The organism is Paenibacillus sp. p3-SID867 (genome assembly GCF_025142895.1).
Taxonomy (GTDB): domain Bacteria; phylum Bacillota; class Bacilli; order Paenibacillales; family Paenibacillaceae; genus Paenibacillus_AQ.
In genome coordinates, this window is the sequence record NZ_JAMBDM010000006.1 from 293,638 (window position 1) to 312,265 (window position 18,628).

19 protein-coding genes and 1 pseudogene are annotated in these 18,628 nt (G+C 50.4%); 6 read left to right on the forward strand and 14 right to left on the reverse strand.

Translation table 11 applies throughout. The features are described from left to right. Nucleotides 1-31 precede the first annotated feature (31 nt). The 3 genes from M4D81_RS14825 to M4D81_RS14835 form a co-directional block, all read right to left on the reverse strand. Complete coding sequence (locus tag M4D81_RS14825) at nucleotides 32-1,399, reverse strand: ABC transporter substrate-binding protein (protein ID WP_260067044.1); 1,368 nt, start codon at nucleotides 1,397-1,399, stop codon at nucleotides 32-34. Between the two features lie 427 nt (nucleotides 1,400-1,826). Continuing rightward, complete coding sequence (locus M4D81_RS14830) at nucleotides 1,827-2,870, reverse strand: LacI family DNA-binding transcriptional regulator (RefSeq protein WP_260067045.1); 1,044 nt, start codon at nucleotides 2,868-2,870, stop codon at nucleotides 1,827-1,829. A gap of 219 nt (nucleotides 2,871-3,089) precedes the next feature. Continuing rightward, a complete protein-coding gene (locus M4D81_RS14835) occupies nucleotides 3,090-4,004 on the reverse strand; it encodes a hypothetical protein (protein WP_260067046.1) in 915 nt (304 codons plus the stop codon). A 379-nt stretch (nucleotides 4,005-4,383) separates the two neighbouring features. On the opposite strand from M4D81_RS14835, the gene M4D81_RS14840 reads away from it, so the two are divergent. After that, nucleotides 4,384-5,433, forward strand: a complete 1,050-nt coding sequence (locus tag M4D81_RS14840; RefSeq protein WP_260067047.1) for an S-layer homology domain-containing protein — start codon at nucleotides 4,384-4,386, stop codon at nucleotides 5,431-5,433. Nucleotides 5,434-5,522: 89 nt separating this feature from the next. Here the strand turns inward: M4D81_RS14840 and M4D81_RS14845 are convergent, their stop codons facing one another. Both M4D81_RS14845 and M4D81_RS14850 read right to left on the reverse strand, forming a co-directional pair. After that, on the reverse strand, nucleotides 5,523-5,954 hold the full coding sequence (locus M4D81_RS14845; RefSeq protein WP_071221224.1) for a VOC family protein: 432 nt from the start codon (nucleotides 5,952-5,954) through the stop codon (nucleotides 5,523-5,525). Between the two features lie 113 nt (nucleotides 5,955-6,067). Further along, nucleotides 6,068-6,958 (reverse strand): putative RNA methyltransferase, encoded by an 891-nt coding sequence (locus tag M4D81_RS14850; protein WP_260067048.1) that lies wholly within the window; start codon nucleotides 6,956-6,958, stop codon nucleotides 6,068-6,070. A gap of 432 nt (nucleotides 6,959-7,390) precedes the next feature. On the opposite strand from M4D81_RS14850, the gene M4D81_RS14855 reads away from it, so the two are divergent. The 3 genes from M4D81_RS14855 to M4D81_RS14865 all read left to right on the forward strand — a co-directional run bounded on the left by M4D81_RS14855 (nucleotide 7,391) and on the right by M4D81_RS14865 (nucleotide 9,746). Then, nucleotides 7,391-7,906 carry a DUF6773 family protein gene (locus M4D81_RS14855; protein WP_260067134.1) on the forward strand — a complete coding sequence of 172 codons (516 nt, stop codon included), beginning with the start codon at nucleotides 7,391-7,393 and terminating at the stop codon, nucleotides 7,904-7,906. 26 nt (nucleotides 7,907-7,932) lie between these two features. Then, entirely contained in the window at nucleotides 7,933-8,130 is a 198-nt protein-coding gene (locus tag M4D81_RS14860) for a helix-turn-helix transcriptional regulator (protein ID WP_260067049.1), read from the forward strand. 164 nt (nucleotides 8,131-8,294) lie between these two features. Next, nucleotides 8,295-9,746: an erythromycin esterase family protein gene (locus tag M4D81_RS14865; protein WP_260067050.1), complete on the forward strand. Its 1,452-nt coding sequence runs from the start codon at nucleotides 8,295-8,297 to the stop codon at nucleotides 9,744-9,746. A 145-nt stretch (nucleotides 9,747-9,891) separates the two neighbouring features. Here M4D81_RS14865 and M4D81_RS14870 read toward each other — a convergent pair whose 3' ends face one another. From M4D81_RS14870 to M4D81_RS14880, 3 genes are all read right to left on the reverse strand, one after another. Continuing rightward, nucleotides 9,892-10,566, reverse strand: a complete 675-nt coding sequence (locus M4D81_RS14870; RefSeq protein WP_260067051.1) for a DUF4097 family beta strand repeat-containing protein — start codon at nucleotides 10,564-10,566, stop codon at nucleotides 9,892-9,894. Nucleotides 10,567-10,709: 143 nt separating this feature from the next. After that, entirely contained in the window at nucleotides 10,710-11,198 is a 489-nt protein-coding gene (locus M4D81_RS14875) for a helix-hairpin-helix domain-containing protein (RefSeq protein ID WP_071221229.1), read from the reverse strand. 37 nt (nucleotides 11,199-11,235) lie between these two features. Continuing rightward, nucleotides 11,236-11,724, reverse strand: a complete 489-nt coding sequence (locus tag M4D81_RS14880; protein ID WP_260067052.1) for a DinB family protein — start codon at nucleotides 11,722-11,724, stop codon at nucleotides 11,236-11,238. A 112-nt stretch (nucleotides 11,725-11,836) separates the two neighbouring features. Here M4D81_RS14880 and M4D81_RS14885 point away from each other — a divergent pair, with 112 nt between their 5' ends. Further along, nucleotides 11,837-12,784 carry a helix-turn-helix transcriptional regulator gene (locus tag M4D81_RS14885; RefSeq protein ID WP_260067053.1) on the forward strand — a complete coding sequence of 316 codons (948 nt, stop codon included), beginning with the start codon at nucleotides 11,837-11,839 and terminating at the stop codon, nucleotides 12,782-12,784. Between the two features lie 185 nt (nucleotides 12,785-12,969). After that, nucleotides 12,970-13,170 (forward strand): annotated as a pseudogene (locus tag M4D81_RS14890) (type B chloramphenicol O-acetyltransferase); the annotation flags it as partial. A gap of 112 nt (nucleotides 13,171-13,282) precedes the next feature. On the opposite strand, the gene M4D81_RS14895 reads toward M4D81_RS14890, so the two are convergent. From M4D81_RS14895 to M4D81_RS14920, 6 genes are all read right to left on the reverse strand, one after another. Beyond that, on the reverse strand, nucleotides 13,283-13,573 hold the full coding sequence (locus tag M4D81_RS14895) for a hypothetical protein (RefSeq protein ID WP_071221232.1): 291 nt from the start codon (nucleotides 13,571-13,573) through the stop codon (nucleotides 13,283-13,285). 82 nt (nucleotides 13,574-13,655) lie between these two features. Next, the gene (locus M4D81_RS14900; RefSeq protein ID WP_260067055.1) at nucleotides 13,656-14,819 is read right to left on the reverse strand and encodes an N-acetylglucosamine-6-phosphate deacetylase; all 1,164 of its coding nucleotides are present in this window, start codon (nucleotides 14,817-14,819) and stop codon (nucleotides 13,656-13,658) included. After that, entirely contained in the window at nucleotides 14,812-15,600 is a 789-nt protein-coding gene (locus M4D81_RS14905) for a glucosamine-6-phosphate deaminase (RefSeq protein WP_397376694.1), read from the reverse strand. The genes M4D81_RS14900 and M4D81_RS14905 overlap by 8 nt, the downstream gene beginning before the upstream one ends. A 20-nt stretch (nucleotides 15,601-15,620) precedes the next feature. Next, on the reverse strand, nucleotides 15,621-16,649 hold the full coding sequence (locus M4D81_RS14910; protein WP_260067057.1) for a Gfo/Idh/MocA family protein: 1,029 nt from the start codon (nucleotides 16,647-16,649) through the stop codon (nucleotides 15,621-15,623). A gap of 53 nt (nucleotides 16,650-16,702) precedes the next feature. Next, nucleotides 16,703-17,713, reverse strand: a complete 1,011-nt coding sequence (locus M4D81_RS14915) for a Gfo/Idh/MocA family protein (protein WP_260067058.1) — start codon at nucleotides 17,711-17,713, stop codon at nucleotides 16,703-16,705. Beyond that, nucleotides 17,710-18,576, reverse strand: a complete 867-nt coding sequence (locus tag M4D81_RS14920; RefSeq protein WP_260067135.1) for a sugar phosphate isomerase/epimerase family protein — start codon at nucleotides 18,574-18,576, stop codon at nucleotides 17,710-17,712. Before M4D81_RS14920 ends, M4D81_RS14915 begins: the two co-directional genes overlap by 4 nt. Nucleotides 18,577-18,628: the final 52 nt, after the last annotated feature.

Below are 18,628 nucleotides of genomic sequence, written 5' to 3' on the forward strand. Positions count from 1 at the left end.
GCGGCTTTAAGCTTTAACGCCCCCGTCCATCTTATTTGCCCATTTTATCGACAGCAGCCTGCGCCTGTTGTTTATATTTCTCGGCCGTAGCGGTTACCGATTGATTGTTCACGATAATATCCTCAATGAAAGCGCCCGTAGGGTAATCCGTGTAAGCTTCGTCGACCGTGATGACACCGGTTCCGGCAATATGCTCGCGAATCATGTCAATGTCTTCCTGATTGGTATAGATGCTCTCCAGGTAATCCTGACCCGGATATTCCTCTGTTGGCGGTATATCGAACGTCTCTTCATAAATTTGATAGACGATGGCCGGATCTTTCACGCCCTTTGGAATGAACTTCGCGGATGCGGCGGTATTGGCATACGTTGTTTCCGGCGAGCCTTGCGGACCGCTAGGAATCGGAACCACGCCGACCTCGAACGTAATGTCGCCTAGCATCCATTCCGCTGCCGTAAACATGGCTACATCACCGTCTTTAAAGGTGTTTGTTTCTTCCCAGTTCGTTTTGTTGCCGCTCTTGACTTTAACCACCTTCTCCACGTTGTAGAGGCGGTTCACAAATTCGGCTGCTTCCAATGTTTTCGGATCGGACAAGCCTTCTTTGCCATTGGAATCATCAACGATTTTGCCCCCGTTAGCGGCGGTGAAATGTTTAACCGCATCAATCGCCCAACCGGAGAAGCCCCATACGTCGGTTTTCCCGTCGTTATTCGTATCCTTGGTTGCCTGCTTGGCAATCTCCATGAGTTTATCCCAGTTCCATTCTCCCTTGGCATACAGCTCCTGAAGATCCGGGAGGCCGTTCTTCTTAAATAAATCGCGATTGTAATGAAGTCCAAGTCCGATGGAGGTCGGATTATCGAATCCGTATTCCCCTCCGCCAATGGCAGGATATTTCGTCTGCAGATCGGCTTCGTTATTGATATTGTTCTGATCCGTCGTAAACTCGCTGATCGGCAGGATCTGCCCTTTCATAATAGCCGGCAATGCCGATTTGTACTCCAGCTGCACGATATCGGCAAACGGCTCGCCTGCCAGCACGCTTGTCGTAAATTTATTCATGTACTCCTCAAAGGGAACGTTAACAAACTCGATTTTGCAATTGTATTTCTTCTCGATTTCAGCAATCTTCTCCAGGCGGGCTTTCTCCCCGGCTGTTGTGCCTGCCGGCTTCAGATCCCACCAAGATGCAACCTTAATCACCCGGCCGCCTAGATCTACAGGTTCGGCTTCAGGTTCAGCGGGTTCTTCTTTTGGAGTCTCTGCCGCCGTTTCCGTGCTAGGAGCCGGAGTCGCAGGCGGTGTCTCCGCTTGTTTAGCCCCTCCCCCACTGCAGGCCGTAATCAAAAATAATAAACAGACAAGCAATAAAGAAAGCCCTTTCATTTTTTTCACGCTAAAAACCTCCCCTATTTGTTAAACGCCCTGTTTAAAGCTGCATGTCCCCCCAAGATGATGTTGAATGGATTGATTCACGGTTTTCCCTGCTGCTATCCTCGCCCCCCAATCCGTTATCCCTGTTTGCCAAAAAATATATCACTTTGATTGTAATTTCGTCAATATATTTTATGATAATAATAACAATAAACCTAATCAATTATTAAAAATAACATAAATATTTAGTGACAGCGATTACAAATTCATACTGCATAACTCGGCTTTTTTCGATACATTCCCTTATATATCAACGATATATTTCAATCCAATGCAGCGAACAAGAGCTTTATATGATTATATCATTTGTTATTTTTTTGTTATGATAATATAAAAACCCCGATGTCATGGAGACATCGGGGCTAACGTGAAAATATGACAATGCAGCTTACGCTTCATCCGTATCGCGTGTTGCGTTATTCAAATCCCTAACAATGACATCCGCTTGAATTAAAAGCCGCTCGTAATTGGAATCCGGGTTCAATATCCGCCACAGCAATTGATCGACGGCACGCATCCCGAGCAGTTCCTTATCGATGTTGACGGTTGCCATAATCGGCAGGTTATCGTACATATTATCAAATCCAGTCACCTGTACGCGGCCCGGTACGTCGATGCCCTGATTCCTGAGCGCCTCCATGGCGAACATGGCGGTGATATCGTTGGCGCAAACAAACACTTCCGGAAGCTCGCTTCCGGCAAGGGCCTTTTCTAACGCTACGTGTATATTCTCAATCTCCGGGCTGATCAGAGATGGCAGCTGACGATGTTCGATTTTGTAATCGGCCAGCGCGGACGAGAAGCCGATCCAGCGCTCGTAATAGCTCTGGGCATCTTCGATATTGCCGATGAACTGATACTTTTTATACCCTCTGCTGATCAGCTTGGTCATGATTTGTTTCATGCTGTGCATATTGTCGGTGAATACCGTGTCCGATTGAAAAGCCGGGTCCATGTGGTCCACCATGACCACGGGAATGTTCAGCTTCTTGATATCCATTAAATTTTGGGTGGATACCGATCCCACCGTCACAATCCCGAGAATGCCCTGGGGATTTAGCAGAGTGAACATATGGTCATTCGATGGCTCCGTTAGCGTGAGAATGTCCAGCCCCTTCTGATTCAGGCGAGCGGATATGCCGTCAAACACTGGTCCCCAATAGGGGGATTCCCGATTTTGATAACGGACATTCGGGAATAGAACAAGCACCGCCCCCGCCCATTTTCTGTTTTCCGGATCTTGAAGCTGCTGGTTTTTCCCCGCGGCTTGGTTCGGCTGATCCTTAAAGTACCCCAGTTGGCCCGCTGCCTTCAGAATCATGTCCCTGGTCTGCGGACTGACGCCCGACTTTCCCGACAAAGCACGGGATACCGCGAATTTAGACACGCCCGTGAAATCGGCAATTTCCTGAATCGTCACTTTCGTTTTCATCGTTATCTACCTACTTAAGTGCGAATTTGTCGTTCATTTCTCGTGTTATTTATGTTAGTTTTTGTTAGGTTACAGACATAATATTATTTGAAAAAGCAGTCAAAGTCAAAGAATATCCTGCATTTTCTTGTTTTCATTTTTACAAAAACAAAAGCTGTCCTCTGGTCATGTTCAGACCAGCAGGACAGCTCCTCTCTTGTAAGAGATAATATTACGATTTTATGGTTTCTCCACGAGCAGCGCTTCCCACTGCAAGCCTTCCCCGGTGATTTCGGTCCGGAGGTCGGAGATGCTCTTCAGTGCCTCCTCGCGGCGTGTCTCAAGTGTGATTACCGTTTCCTTGTATAGCTCGCCTATCTTCTTCTGCGTACCGGTTGCCATTTTCGTTATTTCGGATTTTCTTGCAGCATTACCCTTGGAGATCGCGGTTGTCTGTTCCTTAAACAGCTTGCTGTATTGGCTCTTAGCTGTTGCCTTGCTGATTTTCCCCTGTTTGTACTTCCACATCGGACTGTTCAGATACGACGTACTGGATCCGTTACGAAGCTTCCACATCGGGCTGTTCAAATAGCTTTCACTGACCATTTTGCTGAATTTCCATGCGGCACTGTTCAAATAGCTCGGGGTGATGGTCTTCTTGTATGTCCACATCAGGCTGTTCAAATAATCCTCGTTCATTTCTTTGCTTAGCTTCCAGAGCGTACTGTTCAAATAATCCCGGTCTGCGGCTTTCGCATACTTCCACATCGGACTGTTTAAATAACTTGGATTGATCAACCGTTCATATTGTGTCAGCTTATCCTTTAAATCACGGTTCCCTTCATACTTCAGCTTCAGCTGATCCAGATCTGCTTGGAGCTTCTCGTCCCACTGCTTTTGATCCTCCAGCACTTTTTTCTCCAGCTGATCCAGGGACGCATGGCTTGCATCGTAAAACACCTTATATTTCTTGTCTACTTGTTTCTGGTAATTGTTATACGCATTTACCGTCTTCTTGTTATAGGATTTATACTCGCTCCATACTTGATTCATCCATTTCTGATCCGCTGCGTGAACCGTTGTTTGCGGAAATAGGACCGAGACTGCAAGCAAAAGGCTGCATAGGGTCAATACGGATTTTCGCACCAATCTCATCGAATTTCGCCCCTTTTCTATAGATAGTAAACAAGGGATATTTTACCTAATGGCTTGGTATCTTCCAATAGGAATTCCGAACCCCTAACTTTTAGACTATTGCCTGCTTGCTCAGAGCTCGATTATTTCATAATACATCGTACTTCATTCCCTAGCTCTTTCGCGAAAATCATGCCTTTTTTTCGCAATTCCATTTTTCAAAGTGGAGGATATATACACTTCCATAGTCCTGTAGTCACTAAGTATCGATTAAGTTAGTTAGCTAGTTATAACAGCCCATCTTTGACCAGAAGCGCTTCCAGACGCTTGACCGGTCGAAAAACACACTTATACAATGTATTTTGTAGTGTTTTAGCAAATTATAGATGGAGGATTGCAGATGTTGAAGTTCAGGGCACTATGTGCGCCTATACTCCTGGTTGCCTTCTTATTCGTAGGGGCTGGCAGCGCTTCCGCTGGAGTTACGTTTCGGGATATTGATAATCACTGGGCAAAAACGACCATCGAATGGGGCGTCGATAAGGGAATTGTCAACGGTTATGCCAACGGGATGTTCATGCCCAACCAGAATGTGACCGAGGCCGAATTCATCCGCATGCTGGTTGTCGGCATCACGGGCAAAGACCTGCAGGAGAACTATTTGACCGAGCTATGGTCGGATAAATATTATCATTTTCTGCACTTCAAGAACTATCCCGTTCACGGATTTGCAGACAAAACCAAGCGCAGCCAATACATAACGCGGGCCCATGTGGCCGAGCTGATATCCAGCGCCGATGGCGTGAACTATGACGGAAATCAAGCGATTCAATACGTTTTGGGCAAAAAGTACGCACAAGGCCGAATCAAGGGCGAAAACACGATTGAAGGGTATGTAGGAAGCGGCACCATCACGCGCGCCGAAGTGCTTCAGCTGATCAAAAACCTGACTGATCGCGGAATGTCGAACCTGTACGATCGTCCTGCCGTGCCAAGTGCGGAGGCGATGCTTCCGAAGCTGCCAACGCCTTGGGATGTGTATCGGGACGAGATGTATCTCGTGATTCGTCAGAAGGTATTCTCGAATTACAGCGGATACCGCATCTATGACGACGGGTCGAACAAAATTGTGATGACCAGCACGAAGCAAACCGGCGAAACGGATTATGCCGTATCCGTTCAATTCGAGCCGCAGATTATGCAGTTCAGCGGAATCGCACTGTCCAATGCCGCCGATAAAACGCAGCGCAGCATGCTGATCGAGCTCCTCCAACTGTATGGCTTTCAGGTCGATTCCGCCTTCCTCGCGAAGATAGACTCCGCCGAGAAGAACAAGAAGGTGATCGAGCTGAAGGTAAGCGGTAAGACCATCGTGATTGATCCGCTAGTGGCAAGCCCTGCAGGGCATGTCCATATCTACTATAAGTGGTGGGATGGAACGCGGGCGTAGATAAGGGATCTCCCTTTTTGCTATAACCGAATAAGGGCCCTGACGGCAAATCCTCAGGGCCCTTTTTATTATACCTGCAGGAGTGGAATCTACTTCTGCGCTTCAACTTCGGTTGAAATATTCCAGTATACGCCGTATTTGTCCGCTACGATCCCGTAGGCCGGGCTCCAGAACGTCTCCTGCAGCGGCATAACCACCTGACCACCTTCAAGCAGCGCTTCGTAGAACCGCTTCGCGTGTTCGGGTGCATCGGTCATGATGCAGATCTGAACCTGATTGCTGGATTCAACCGGTTGACCGGGAAATGTATCCGAAAACATCAGATCCGTCTCTCCTACCCTCAGCAAAGCGTGGGAAACGCGATCCCTCGCGCTCTCCGGCAGCGGAAAATCAGGGTTCGCCGGCATTTCGCCGAAGGTCTGAACCATGACCATCTGGGCATCCAACGCCTTTTCATAGAATTGAATAGCTTCCTTAGCATTCCCGTCCATAATGAGATACGGATTCAATCGAAGTGTCATGCGATCGTTAACCACCTTTTATTTTCATATTAAAGTAGATAACTCCTATTATCTCCCAACAGGATCACTTTAGCAAAATATGACGCAAATCTAGACAGGAACATTACTTACCCTCATATCCATCCATACAGAAGTGTGAAGTCGGCGGTTACCTCCATCTCTCCATCTGGCATCCGTTCAATAACCTCAGGTGGGATGCTCCAGGATAGCGGCGTCATGTGAATCAGTTGCTTCATCTGATTGGAATCCAGAATGACGCGATACCGAAGCTCATCGAATTCGATCCGTTCAAAGTGACGGATGAACAGCTCCATCGTGCCGTCATTGGAATACGTCTCTTTACCTGTACCTGTATAAAACAAAGCGCGAAGCTCCTGCAAATACATGCTCCCCGGGATTACTTTCACTAACATTCCGTCACTCGTTAGCAGTCGCCTGAACTCCGAATAATTGGAAGGAGACAGAATATTCAAAATGTAATCAAACTGTTGGTCGGCAAACGGGCTCTGAGACAAATCAGCCACGCACCATATGGGGTCCGGGGATGTCTTAGCGGCCGTAACGATGCCCTCTTTGGCAATATCCATACCCACTCCGAGAACGTCCGGCACCATTCGTTGCTCTCGAAGCTTACGTAAAATGGCGGATAGATGGGAGCCCTCCCCGCAGCCTGCATCAAGCAGCCTTACAGACTTCCGGGATTCCCTGGACTTCATTGCCTGGATCAGGCGGCTCGTTACCGCTTCTACCATAGGGCCGAAGAAGCCGCTGCCGCTGATTTTTTTTCGAGCCTCGAACAAAGCCTTATCGTATTTGGTTCTGGGTGTTTGGTTCAACAGGTTTACGTATCCCTGTCTGGATATATCATAGCAATGCCTGTTCTCGCATTCCAGGCTGGCCATCCGTTCTACCTTCATGGCACCGCTGCAAATCGGGCATTGAAACATCTTCTCGTGTATCGAAAGTTTTTGCGCTTTTTTTAACAATTTTTCATTGTTGGACACAGCAAAATCACCCTTTCATTCGATTGAACGCAATGAAAAAGGCACAGAAAAATAAACTCCGGCCGCAGTTGTCAAAAAAATGGGCCGAGCCTACTTTGATCTGTACCTCACATTAACGTAAACGAATGAAATGGATCACGAAAAACACGCTCCTGATATCGATTCGGGCAAGAGAGATGCCCTAATCCAATTTTAACACGCGAGCACAGAATGTAAACCTCCGGGGCAAGCATCCGGTTCAGCAAAAAATATCAAGAATTAGCTCCCCCTATGGACTATGATGAGTGCTTGAAGCTCTATCCACCTGCTCACTTAAAAAGACAAATATTAAATTCAAAATGACATATATATATTGCAAAAAGACGTAAATACTATTACAATGCAGGTATCCATAAAATCTCAAGAACCTATCTCTAACCAAAGGAAGGAATGATGAGCTTGAATTGGTTTAAGAAGAGCACGGCTGAAGATGAGCGTATCGTCAATCTAAAGAACAAGTTATATAAAGAGGTGTATACCTTGATCATGATCATATGCAGCATATCCGTCATCATCAAATCTTTTGCGCTCCCGCGAACGGAGTCCGTCTGGCTGGAAATGCTGATCATACTGGGAGGAAGCTTATATTTCGGGATACGCAGCGTGGCGCTGGGGATTTACTCCGATGAAGTGGAGGTCCATGACCAGCGGAGCAAAATTTCGTTCAGCATGCGTACGGCGATATGGGGGCTTGTTATCGGTGTCGCGCTTGCTCTTTTTTTCGGTATCCGCAGCGCGATTCTGTTTGGCAATGACAACAGTGCGACCGAGCTCAAATATTTCTTTAGCGTTTTCTTCGTCTCACTGATCATCTACATCCCACTCTTTGTCGGGGTGAATTGGTTGATCCACTACGGCGCCAACAAGGTGAGCCAGAAAATGTCGCAGAACGATCCGTTCGACTCGTAGAAAGGGATAAACAGGGGGACTGCCGCATGAAAAACATCAAATTGAAGATGGCCCGCGTCGAGAAGGATTTATCGCAGGAAGAACTGGCCCAGATCGTCGGTGTCTCCAGGCAGACCATCAGCCTGATCGAGCTGGGGAAATATAATCCGTCCCTCAGCCTGTGCGTTGCCATATGCAAGGCATTATCGCGTACTTTGAACGATCTGTTCTGGGAAGAGGATTAAGCGGCCAGCTCATGGCGCGGCGTTGAACCATCGAGCCGTAATCTCGACTATGTTAAGGAGGTGATTCCCACATTCAAAGCACGAAGCACATAGTGGCGGGCTTCTTTACACGTCCGTTCATTCAATTTAAAAATCATTCAACATCTTATAAGGAGTGATCCTCTATGCCACTACATAACGCTAGAAAAGCATTCACCGTGTTTTTGCTCACCGCTTCTATTGTAGGAACTTCCCTAATCCCTCACGGAGAAGCATATGCTTCTACCGCCGATTCCATCCAAGGCCAGGTTACAGAAGTTAAAACAGCCCGAACTTCGGATGAAAAGATTGCCGAGTGGGAGAATTGGGCCAAAGACCATGCGTACCGACTGGATACGATTCAACCCACCGACACGGCGGGCGGTCCAAATCAATATAAGGATCTGGCTATGCTAAAACCATTGCTGCAAGATAAACGTTTCGTGTTTCTGGGGGAAAGCTCCCACGGGGTTGGCGAGTTCAATCTGGCTAAGACCCGTTTGATCCAGTTTCTGCATCAGGAGATGGGGTACAACGTTCTGGCCTTTGAGAGTGGTCTTGGTAATAGCTCCTTGGCTTACGGCCGGGCCGGACAGCAGAGCGCGGAACAAACGATGAAGGATTCAATCTTTGGCGTCTGGTGGTCCAAGGAGATATTGCCGTTGTTCGAATACATACAAACAGCACAACAGAGCAAGCAGCCGCTCGTGCTGACCGGTTTTGACATGCAGCTGCAGCATCCGCTGTTGGATGGACAATGGCTCCAGGATCAGGCCATGGCTAAGCGTCTAACGGAAGCTGAGAAAAAATTGTCAGACTACTCACTTGGTACGGATCTTGAAGCTTACCGCAAAGAGAAAAAGCAGCTGATTCAAATATATAAGGATGCTCTAAAATCCTTAAAAACGGAGGCAAACGAAGCTCATTTGAAAAAGCTCTATCCGGATAACCCCAAACTTTCCATGCTGCTTGAAAGAAGCTTGAACGACCGGATTCGGGTAGCCCAGGAATATGTGGAGCTCTCCATCAAGTCGACCCTCGGCATGGAAAGCGGGGATTATGCACCGTTCCTGGAATCGATGGAATGGCGGGATCAGGCGATGCATGACAATCTCATGTGGCTGGCAACCGAAGTATACCCGACGGAGAAATTCATCGTCTGGGGACATAACGACCACATCCGCAAAGCCCAAACCGAGGTGATGGGTTCGCCATATCCGGTGACTTTAATGGGAGAAAAACTATCGGATGAAATGAAAAAATACAGTTACGTGCTTGGCCTGTATCCAGCCAGCGGACAAACCGCAGATAACATGGGGAATGTGCATGACGTTCTGCCGGCAGAGCCGGGATCCATCGAATCGATCCTGTCGGCCGCAGGCTCGCCGTATACCTTCGTTGACCTGCGTTACCAAAAACGCGAGGCAGGGAACTCGTGGATGTTCGAGCCTCGTTTTGCCTATAGCTGGGGCATGATTCCAGAGAGCTTAATCGCCCGTGACCAATACGACGGTATTCTGCTGATCGATGACGTAAGCCCGCCGCAATATATGAGATCCTCCGCTTCATCCAAGGCTTCAGTGCCTGCCGAAGAATAAGGTGCTATCATTTTTCATTGTCATATAGGAGTTTAATAGGTTAACATGCCAAGCATCCCCTGATCGTCTGCTTCTAGAGCACATAAACTGTGAACTCTGGAGCGGACTAGTGCGGGGATGCTTCTTTTTCTTATTTTCTAGCATGTTATTTTATCGAGATGTTCCCCGAGGAGGTTTTGAGCTTCACCACATGCTGCCCGTCACCAGAGCGTCCTTCCGTCTTCCTGTTGCTCTCCTTCCTGTCCTCGAGCGGAACCGCAATGGACCGATGCCCGCTTCCGGATTGCAGCATCCATGTCGCATCAGGCGTTTCTTCATCCAGCTGGATGTTCACGTTTCCGCTTGTCGCCGATACCTCCACATCATTATTCAAACGGGTGAACGCAAGCGAGATATTCCCGCTTTTCCCCTTCACCTGGAGGCTGTGGTTTTGCAACCCGGTCCCCGTTACATGGCCGGAAGAGCCGTTAATTACGACCTTTCCTGCGTAATCCGCAGGAATTCTCACGCTGAGCTCCGGCATCCTGCCGATATTCAATATCCGAGTAATATCGTTATCTAAATGAATCTTCACCCGATTGTTTTCCTGATTAACAACGGCCCCTGCGGAACTGCTGTTTCTGAGCAGCGAAACTTCCAATGCTTCCACATCCGCTGTCTCCACGTATAATGGCGTACTGCCATGGTCGATCTCCAGCACTTCAACCTCCTCAAGCGTTACGCGTTGGAGTTGCTCTTCTTCTTCGGCCCTCGAACCGCATGCACTGAGCAAGAACATGCAGAGGATCCATAGGATTGCAGCTGGTGCATATCGTTCCATTACTTTTTCCACCCCTTTTCAACATTGAAGCCATTGTACAGGATGACGCAGCGTCACTTTCAAGCGATTTTTCAATACCGGTAAAAAACAGGAAAAAGACACCGCCTTGTGGCCGTGCCTCTCAATAGGTCAAGTTATGGATCCTATGGTTGTCCATCTTTGTTGTCGTACCACGATAATGTTGGACGGGTTGGAGGATATCCGTGCTGCTCCCTGAATTGCTTACGCACTTCGGTAAAGTCATGCCAGCTCTTCCCGCTCCCCGGATGATTGGCATGATATACGATGCAGCGAAACGCATCCTCCACGCAAGGATCCACCCAGAAACCGCTGCTCGCTTCCATCCGGTCCGTTAAAGCGGCAGCGTCTTCATCCTTGATATCTTCCAATGCGTAATACCCCAACTGGACTACGCGTTCAGCCACTTTCGGTCCGATCGAAGGAACCGTCTGAAACTGCGCCATTCCCCGGATATATTGTGCGCGGCTATCCGAAACACCAAGCACGCCGGACAATAACTCGATATCCATATGCGCAATATCGCTGAGCTTCATTTTGTTTGACCGCAGCTTTGCTCGCTCTTTACCGGTTAACGGCAGCTTCGGCGATTTTCCCGGTATTTGTCGCGGCATCCTTCCCCCTCCTGTTCTTAATCAGCACTCCTGACGTTTAATATAAATCGAACATACTCACTTCATAGCCCTGGGCTTTCAGATAATTGAACATTTGCGCCCGATGATGCTGGGCATGCGTGACGATTTCAATCAGCCACTTGGCTTGGGTTGAACCGTGCTCCAAGTAGAAGGGTTGGGTTGTCTTCTGCATAAATTCTTCATCTGTCAGCCCATTCATGTAGGATTTTACATCGGCAAGTCCCCTCGTCATCCAAGAGATCAGCTTGTCCTTGTCCACGCCGTCAGCGGCGATGCTTGCTTCCAGCTCCCGGATCTCCGCTTCGCTCTTCTCTTGCAGAATCAACAGGTCCGTCGCAGGCACCGAAACCAGATGATGTACGAGTTCCTGAAGCGATCTCATATTATGGGCCGGCCTGTAATCCCAATGCGCTTCTGAAATTTTGCCGATCAGATTCGAACTGGTACGAACGATAAGCTCCAGCTCCTCGAACAACAGCTGCTTCATTTCATGCAATTGACTCACGTTTCATCACTCCATTTTTTAGTTATACGGGGTCTTTTGGGTTCTACGGCAAGTATAGCGTATAATAGTGACAACTATTGTCATAGTCATCCAACGATTCGGAGCTGATCCTATGTCCAAATCCAAACGTCTCATTGATCTGATGATGACCGTTAACCGAATGCGAAAATTCACCGTAAGAGAACTGGCCGATCAATTCGGCGTGTCGTCTCGCACAATCTTGCGGGATCTGCAGGAGCTCAGCGAACTGGGGGTCCCCCTTTATTCCGAGGTAGGACCGCACGGCGGCTACCAGGTGCTGAAAGAACGGGTTCTTCCGCCGATCGCCTTCAGCGAGGAAGAAGCCGTCGCGATGTTTTTTGCCAGCCACGCCTTGCGTCACTATCTATTTCTTCCCTTTGAAGCCGAGTCCTCTACCGCACTTCAGAAATTTTATTATTACATGCCCGGGGATGTCCGCGACCGGATCGACCAGATGAAGAATCGGGTGGATTTTCTGACGCATACCAGACAGCAGAAGGCTGAATCTCTCGGGGCTCTGCTGGATGCCGCCGTCGACCAGCGGGTCGTTACGGTGTTGTACGAGAGCAGGGAAGGCTATGCCGCGCGAAGCATCCAGCCCGTGGGCATCTATGCAAGCAACGGCTTCTGGTATTGTCCCGCTTATTGTTTTCTGCGCGATGATTTCCGTCTGTTCCGCTGCGACCGCATGCAGTCCGTGGCTGAGGATGCAACCGGCATCGAGCCGCGGGATCACCGGCATATCCATCTGGGCAATTGGAGGGAATACGGGGCAGAGAAATCAGTCTATACCCGGATGGTCGTTGATCTGAGCCGGGAAGGCGTTCAGCGCTGCGAATCCGAATTGTGTCCTGTTCCCCATATTGACATGCAACCGGATGGTAGCGGACGGCTTGATCAGAACGTCCCTGCCAGCGAGCTTTTGTATTTTGCTAAATTTTTCCTCGGATTAGGAAATGAAGCCACGGTGAAGGAGCCGCAGGAGCTGGTGGATTGCATGAAGGGGATTCTGAAGAAGGTTATGGCGAAGTATGATTAGAGGTACCCAACATGACTTGTAAAGCATGCGTTTGACGAAAAGATCAACCTTTTGTTACAATCTCACCAATACTGAGGAAAAGGATGAGGACGATGGTTCGTCGCTTGATCAGGTTTAAGAATGTCGCTACTGTATTAAGCTTCTAAGTAAAAATGATCTATTCTACTTAGAAGCGAGGTATAAGAATGAAACAACATCGGTTCGAACACTGGTCCGAAATTAAGTATTTAAAGGATATTGTCACTAACCCAATGATTACAGTAGGAGAATACTCTTACTATTCCGGTTATTACGATTTTCATGATTTTGAAGATGGTTGCGTTAGATACCTTTGGGGGGATGAGAAATCCCGAAGGTTGTTTAATCCCATCGAAGAACATGGTTGGCAAAACCATACGTTTAAAACGTTACATTAGAAAAAAACGGATGCAGATATCCCTTCTTGAATTCAAGAAGGGATATTTTTTACGTGGTCTCTGCAGTTGCATTCATTACAACCTATGGACCCATTATTAGATATCCTAAAAAGGTGTAGATAAAATAAGAGAATAGCGCAAGCGCATTGCAGGTTATTAATAACAGGTCCTTGGCTGAATCGGTTACGTCATAGGAACGTATGGATAGCGCGATACCAAATGGCGGAATAACGACAGTGGACAGAAGTCCATAAAAGTGAAACCAGTGCCCGTCGCGGATAAACAAAATCTCTATAGTGAACAAGAGGATAGGCAGCACAAATGTCCACAATGAGATTTGCCGTACAACGGGAACTCTCCATTTCAATGGCATGTCTTCTCTCCCTCCTGTTCCATGATAAGGAAAAACCCAGATCGCAATCTGGGTTTTGGTTACATTTTCTATATTTTAACATCTAACAATCCCCTTGGTAAACTGAACGCCCTCCCTTGACGGTCTCCACTATGCAGAGGCACCCCTTGCGCTTCTCCAGCACTACGAAGTCGGCCTGTGCTCCTCTCATTAGGCCATAGGGTTCCGCTTGCCCCATCGCCTCGGCGGGCCGCATGGAAGCCATGTCCCAAGCTTCAGGAAACGTGCACAGCCCCGACTGAGCCAGCCGCCAAACCGCATCGGCAAGCATCATGGCCGAGCCTGCCAACAGCTCGGGCTTGCGGGCGAGATGCAATCGGCCTTCCGGCGTTAAGACAACATTTCCGCCGATATGGGTCTCGTATTCTCCTGGCGGCATCCCGCTTAAATAGACGGCATCGCTGACGAGCAGCGCTTTGGACGACTTGGCGCGGAGCATCACTTTGATGACCGAATCCGGCAGATGGTTCCCGTCCGCAATGATTCCTGCCCACAGCTGATCTTGCGCAAGCTGCTCCCATATATAATTCGGATGCCGCGGCAGCGTCAGATGTGCGCCATTGCCAAGATGAGTAGACATCGTGGCTCCTGCTTCCACGGCTTCCCGAATTTGCGCAGACGTTGCAGCGGTGTGCCCGATTGATACGACGATTCCCGATTCGACGCATGACCGGATAAAACTCGCGGCATCGGGCCACTCCGGCGATAGGGTGACGATCCGAATCCGGTTCCCCGATGCCGCCTGCCATCTCGCAAACAATGCCCAGTCCGGCGCCTTGATATACCGGGAATCATGCGCTCCCCTTGGGCCTTCCTCCGGAGAAAGAAAAGGACCCTCCAAATGTATACCGCCAATAGTTGAACCGACCACTTCAACCTCCAGGCAAGCCGCGTCGATAACCCGCAGCAATTCCTCGATCTCTTCGTCTCCGTTGGTAATGACGGTGGGGTAGTACAGCGTTACGCCTTTCTCCCATAAGCGCCGGGTTGCCTGAATGATCGTATCCGTTGTGAGCGGCAGCGAATTGAAATCATGTCCGTAACCGCCGTTAATCTGAAGATCGATCAAACCGGGAGCGATCCACGTCTCCTCTTCACCATCGTGAGGAAGTATCCGTTCTATCCGGCCGCCAGAGTCCCATTCTAGCCTTATTCGCTCCCCTGTTGCGTAATGACGGCCCATACGAACAAGTTCATGGCTATCCATTCCGGATTTCCCCGTACGACTCCCGGTCCACGTACAGCGTGCAATCCGAATGCTGCCGAAGAATGCTGGCAGGACAAGCCTCGCTTATATCGCCGTACAGCGTCCTTTGTACCGCCGCTTGCTTGCTTGCGCCCGGAACGACGCAGAACAGGTGGGCAGCCGACATTAAGGCCGGAATGGTAAGCGTAAGCGCGTATTTCGGAACCTCCTCCAAGCTCGGGAAACAGCCGTCATTCACCTGCTGTCGGCGACAATCCTCGTCCAGCTTCACCCGCTTTACCCATAACGGATCCGCAAAATCGGCAACGGGCGGATCGTTGAAGGCGATATGCCCGTTCTCGCCAATGCCGAGGACCACCATATCGATCGGCGCAGCGGTAATCAATCCGCTGTACCTGTCGCACTCCGCTTCAGGATCATTCAAACCGTCGATCAGATGCACCTCTCCTGGAGATACGAGATCAAACAGCCGCCGGGATAAAAAGTTCCCGAACCGCTGCGGGGCCGACTTGGGAAGCCCGATGTATTCGTCCATATGAAAAGCCGTGACTCGGCTCCAGTCTAATCCGTCCGATTGCACCAGCGCCGCCAGGCACTCATTCTGGGACGGGGCGGCTGCAAAGACGATACGAATGCGCTCTTTCTCGGCCAGCAGGCGCTGCATGGCTGCACGAATATCAGCGGCAGCCGCCTTCCCCATCGCCTCGCGCTGGTCATAAATGCGGACCTTCAGTTGATCCTGAACTTTTTCAAGCACAGGCTTTACGCTGCGCTGAGACATCATAAAGTCACCTCCATCCCCTACAACACCGGTGTTCCGGTCTGCAGTTCGATTTCCTTGCGCTGGCGGGAAGCCTCGTAGGTGCCGAGAATAATCTCCAGCGAATGCCTGCCGTCCTTCCCGGTGATAACAGGCTGTCGGCCTTCGCGAACGGCAAGCGCCATATCTCGAATTTGCAGGCGATGACCGTCCGGTATGACTTTAAATGGCTCGAACTCAGGCAGCTGAATCTGCTGGCCATCGATCTCAAGGGATACGATCGTATCCTCTTCAATGACGAGCACGCCCTTATCCCCATGGATGACCAGCCGCTGTCCTTTGCCGTCGCAGGCCGTAGTCGTGATCTCCAGCACGCCGAGCGCCCCGCTCGCAAATTCAAGTGCAGCGATAACGGTATCTTCGACCTCGATATTACGCAGCACGGCCTTGGCCTTTGCAGTCAAGGACGCAACAGGGCCTACGAGCCATTGCAGCATATCCACCGTATGGATTCCCTGATTCATCATCGCCCCGCCGCCATCCATGGCCCAGGTCCCGCGCCAGCCCGCACTGTCATAATAGGCCTGATCGCGGTACAGCATGACATAGGCCGAGCATAAACTGAGCTTCCCGAGCCGTCCTTCCTGAATGACCTGCCGGGCATACACGGCCTGCGGGGACATGCGCCTCGGAAAGACGGTTGCGAGCAGCACTCCGTTTTCCGCACACACCTCAATCATGCGCTCGACATCGTCAAGCCGGATCGCCATCGGTTTCTCCACCAGCACATGCTTGCCCGCCCGGGCAACCATCGCCGTCTGTTCTGCATGCATGCCGCTTGGCGTGCAGATACAGACGACCTCCACATCCTCGCGTGCCAGCAGTTCTTCCAAGGTGTTGCAGATGTCTCCTCCGTACGTTTCGGTAAGCTTGACGGCTGATTCCCGTTTCGTATCGAATACGGCGGCAAGCTCAGCCTCCTCCGTATTCAAGATGCCCTTCGCATGAATATCCGCAATAATCCCGCAACCGATCATACCGAATCGGACGGGCAGCTTTTCCTTTGTCATGTTGCCTACGCCTCCTCCACACGCTCTTTTTCAATGAAAGCCGTATACATTCCCTATTCCCGGATCAGGATCCGTGCTCCCTCATCGGCCATCACCGTAGCCTCCGAGGCTTTGTAAATATCTTCATGCGTGATGATCCCCTCTTCCCCCTCCACCCGGTTCAGAAAATCCTGGGCAAGGGAGAGGGGCGGTGGTGTCAAAGGCAAAGAACGCAGCTCCTGATCGGTGATGACAAGCGCAACCTCATCACTCGATAATAAGGGATCGCCTTCCAGCCGAATTTCCGCAATGCCGTGCGTCCCCGTAATGAATATCCGGCCGTCTCCCCAAGTCCAGCTGCCGGCGGGCGTATGCCAGTCCGCGTACAGCTGTGCCGTGATCCCGCCATCCATGAATACCTGCACGCCGGCTGCGTCATAGAAGGTCGGGTATTCAGGCAGCATATGCTTCGCCAGATAACCGGATGCAGCCTCCACCTCCCGGCCCGTCAGCCATCGTAACAGGTCAAAATCGTGCACGAAGAGATCGTTAATGATGCCTCCGGATTGCGACTTGTCAAAATGCCAGGCTGGCCTCGATTCCGGATTCAGCCGATGCGGCTTACGCATCGAGATGTGGACGATGTCCCCTAACTCTCCCGCCCGGATCATCCGATGAATGGTATGCAGGGAAGGGCGGAAGCGCTCGGTCAGCATCATCCCTACCTCGATTCTTCCCCGCTCCAGAACGCCGCGCAGCCTGGTCAGCCCCGCCCGATCTGTCACAGCAGGCTTGTCGATCATGACAGGCTTGCCGTGCAGCTCACACAGCTCAATGACATCGATCTTCTCATGGTTGATGGCCGCGCAGCCGATAACGCTCACTTCTTCATCGTTCAGCAGCGATTCCTGATTCCCTGTCAGTTCCAGACCGTACCGGTCGGCAAGAGTACGGGCTAGAGGCTTATTGTCCGGTTCGTATACGCCTGCGCATTCGTAGCCCAGTTCCAGCATCTCCTCGATAAACATGCCGATGTGGGCATGCTGGCAGCCGATGATTCCAAATTTCCGCGCGTTCCCCGTCATCCGGTCGACACCTCCACAGCCTGCAGCCACTCCTTGATGACCGAGAGATCATAAGCAAGCCGTTCCTTCGGCGGATAGGGAGCTGCGCATTCCAGTGTAAGCCAACCCCCGTACCGGTATTTCCGAAGTCCCCTGAGCAACCCGCCGTGATCCACTTCTCCTTCACCAAGGCGGCACTGCAGGAAGAACTCTTCCCCGTGACGGGTCAAATTCTTGAACGTTCCCGGGGCGCCCCCCTGAGCGATCCGCCGTTCATCCTTGATGTGCACATGGAACAAACGGCTTCCGAGCTGCCGGACCGACTCTTCCCCAAATTCCGTGTCGGTGATATACATATTCCCTGCGTCATGAATCAGACCAACCTGGTCATCGCCGATCAAATCCAGCAGTCGCAGAGCGCTATCTGTCGTTTCCACCAGGCTCTGGTTGTGAATCTCCAGCACGATCCGTTTTCCCGCAGCACGAGCTTCCTCCGCGCATTTCCGAATCCAGAAGGCCGTCTTGGCATAATGATAATCCTCCGCCAGGAAGGCATTCGGCCCTCCTTGAAAGATCCGGATCATCCCCGCCTCCAACATTACCGCGCGTTCAAGCAGGCCCATAAACTGATCGTAAGCCTCAGCGCATTCCGCATCTCCGCTTGTCGAGAAATGTCCCATGTAACCTGCCAATGCCGGAATCTCCAAGCCATGGCCTTCCGCAACAGCCTTCATTTCGCGTACCCGCGGCAGCGAAGCTTCCGGACTTAAGTGCGGCTCGCGGCAGGCAATTTCGATACCGTCGAAACCGAGCCCGGCCGCGATCGACATCGCTTCATGGATGCTGTAATCGATTAACGATCCGCTGAATGCCGCTATTTTCATCTTCTCTTTCATCCTTTCCATCACAGACATGGCCCCTTCCGGAGCCGATAGC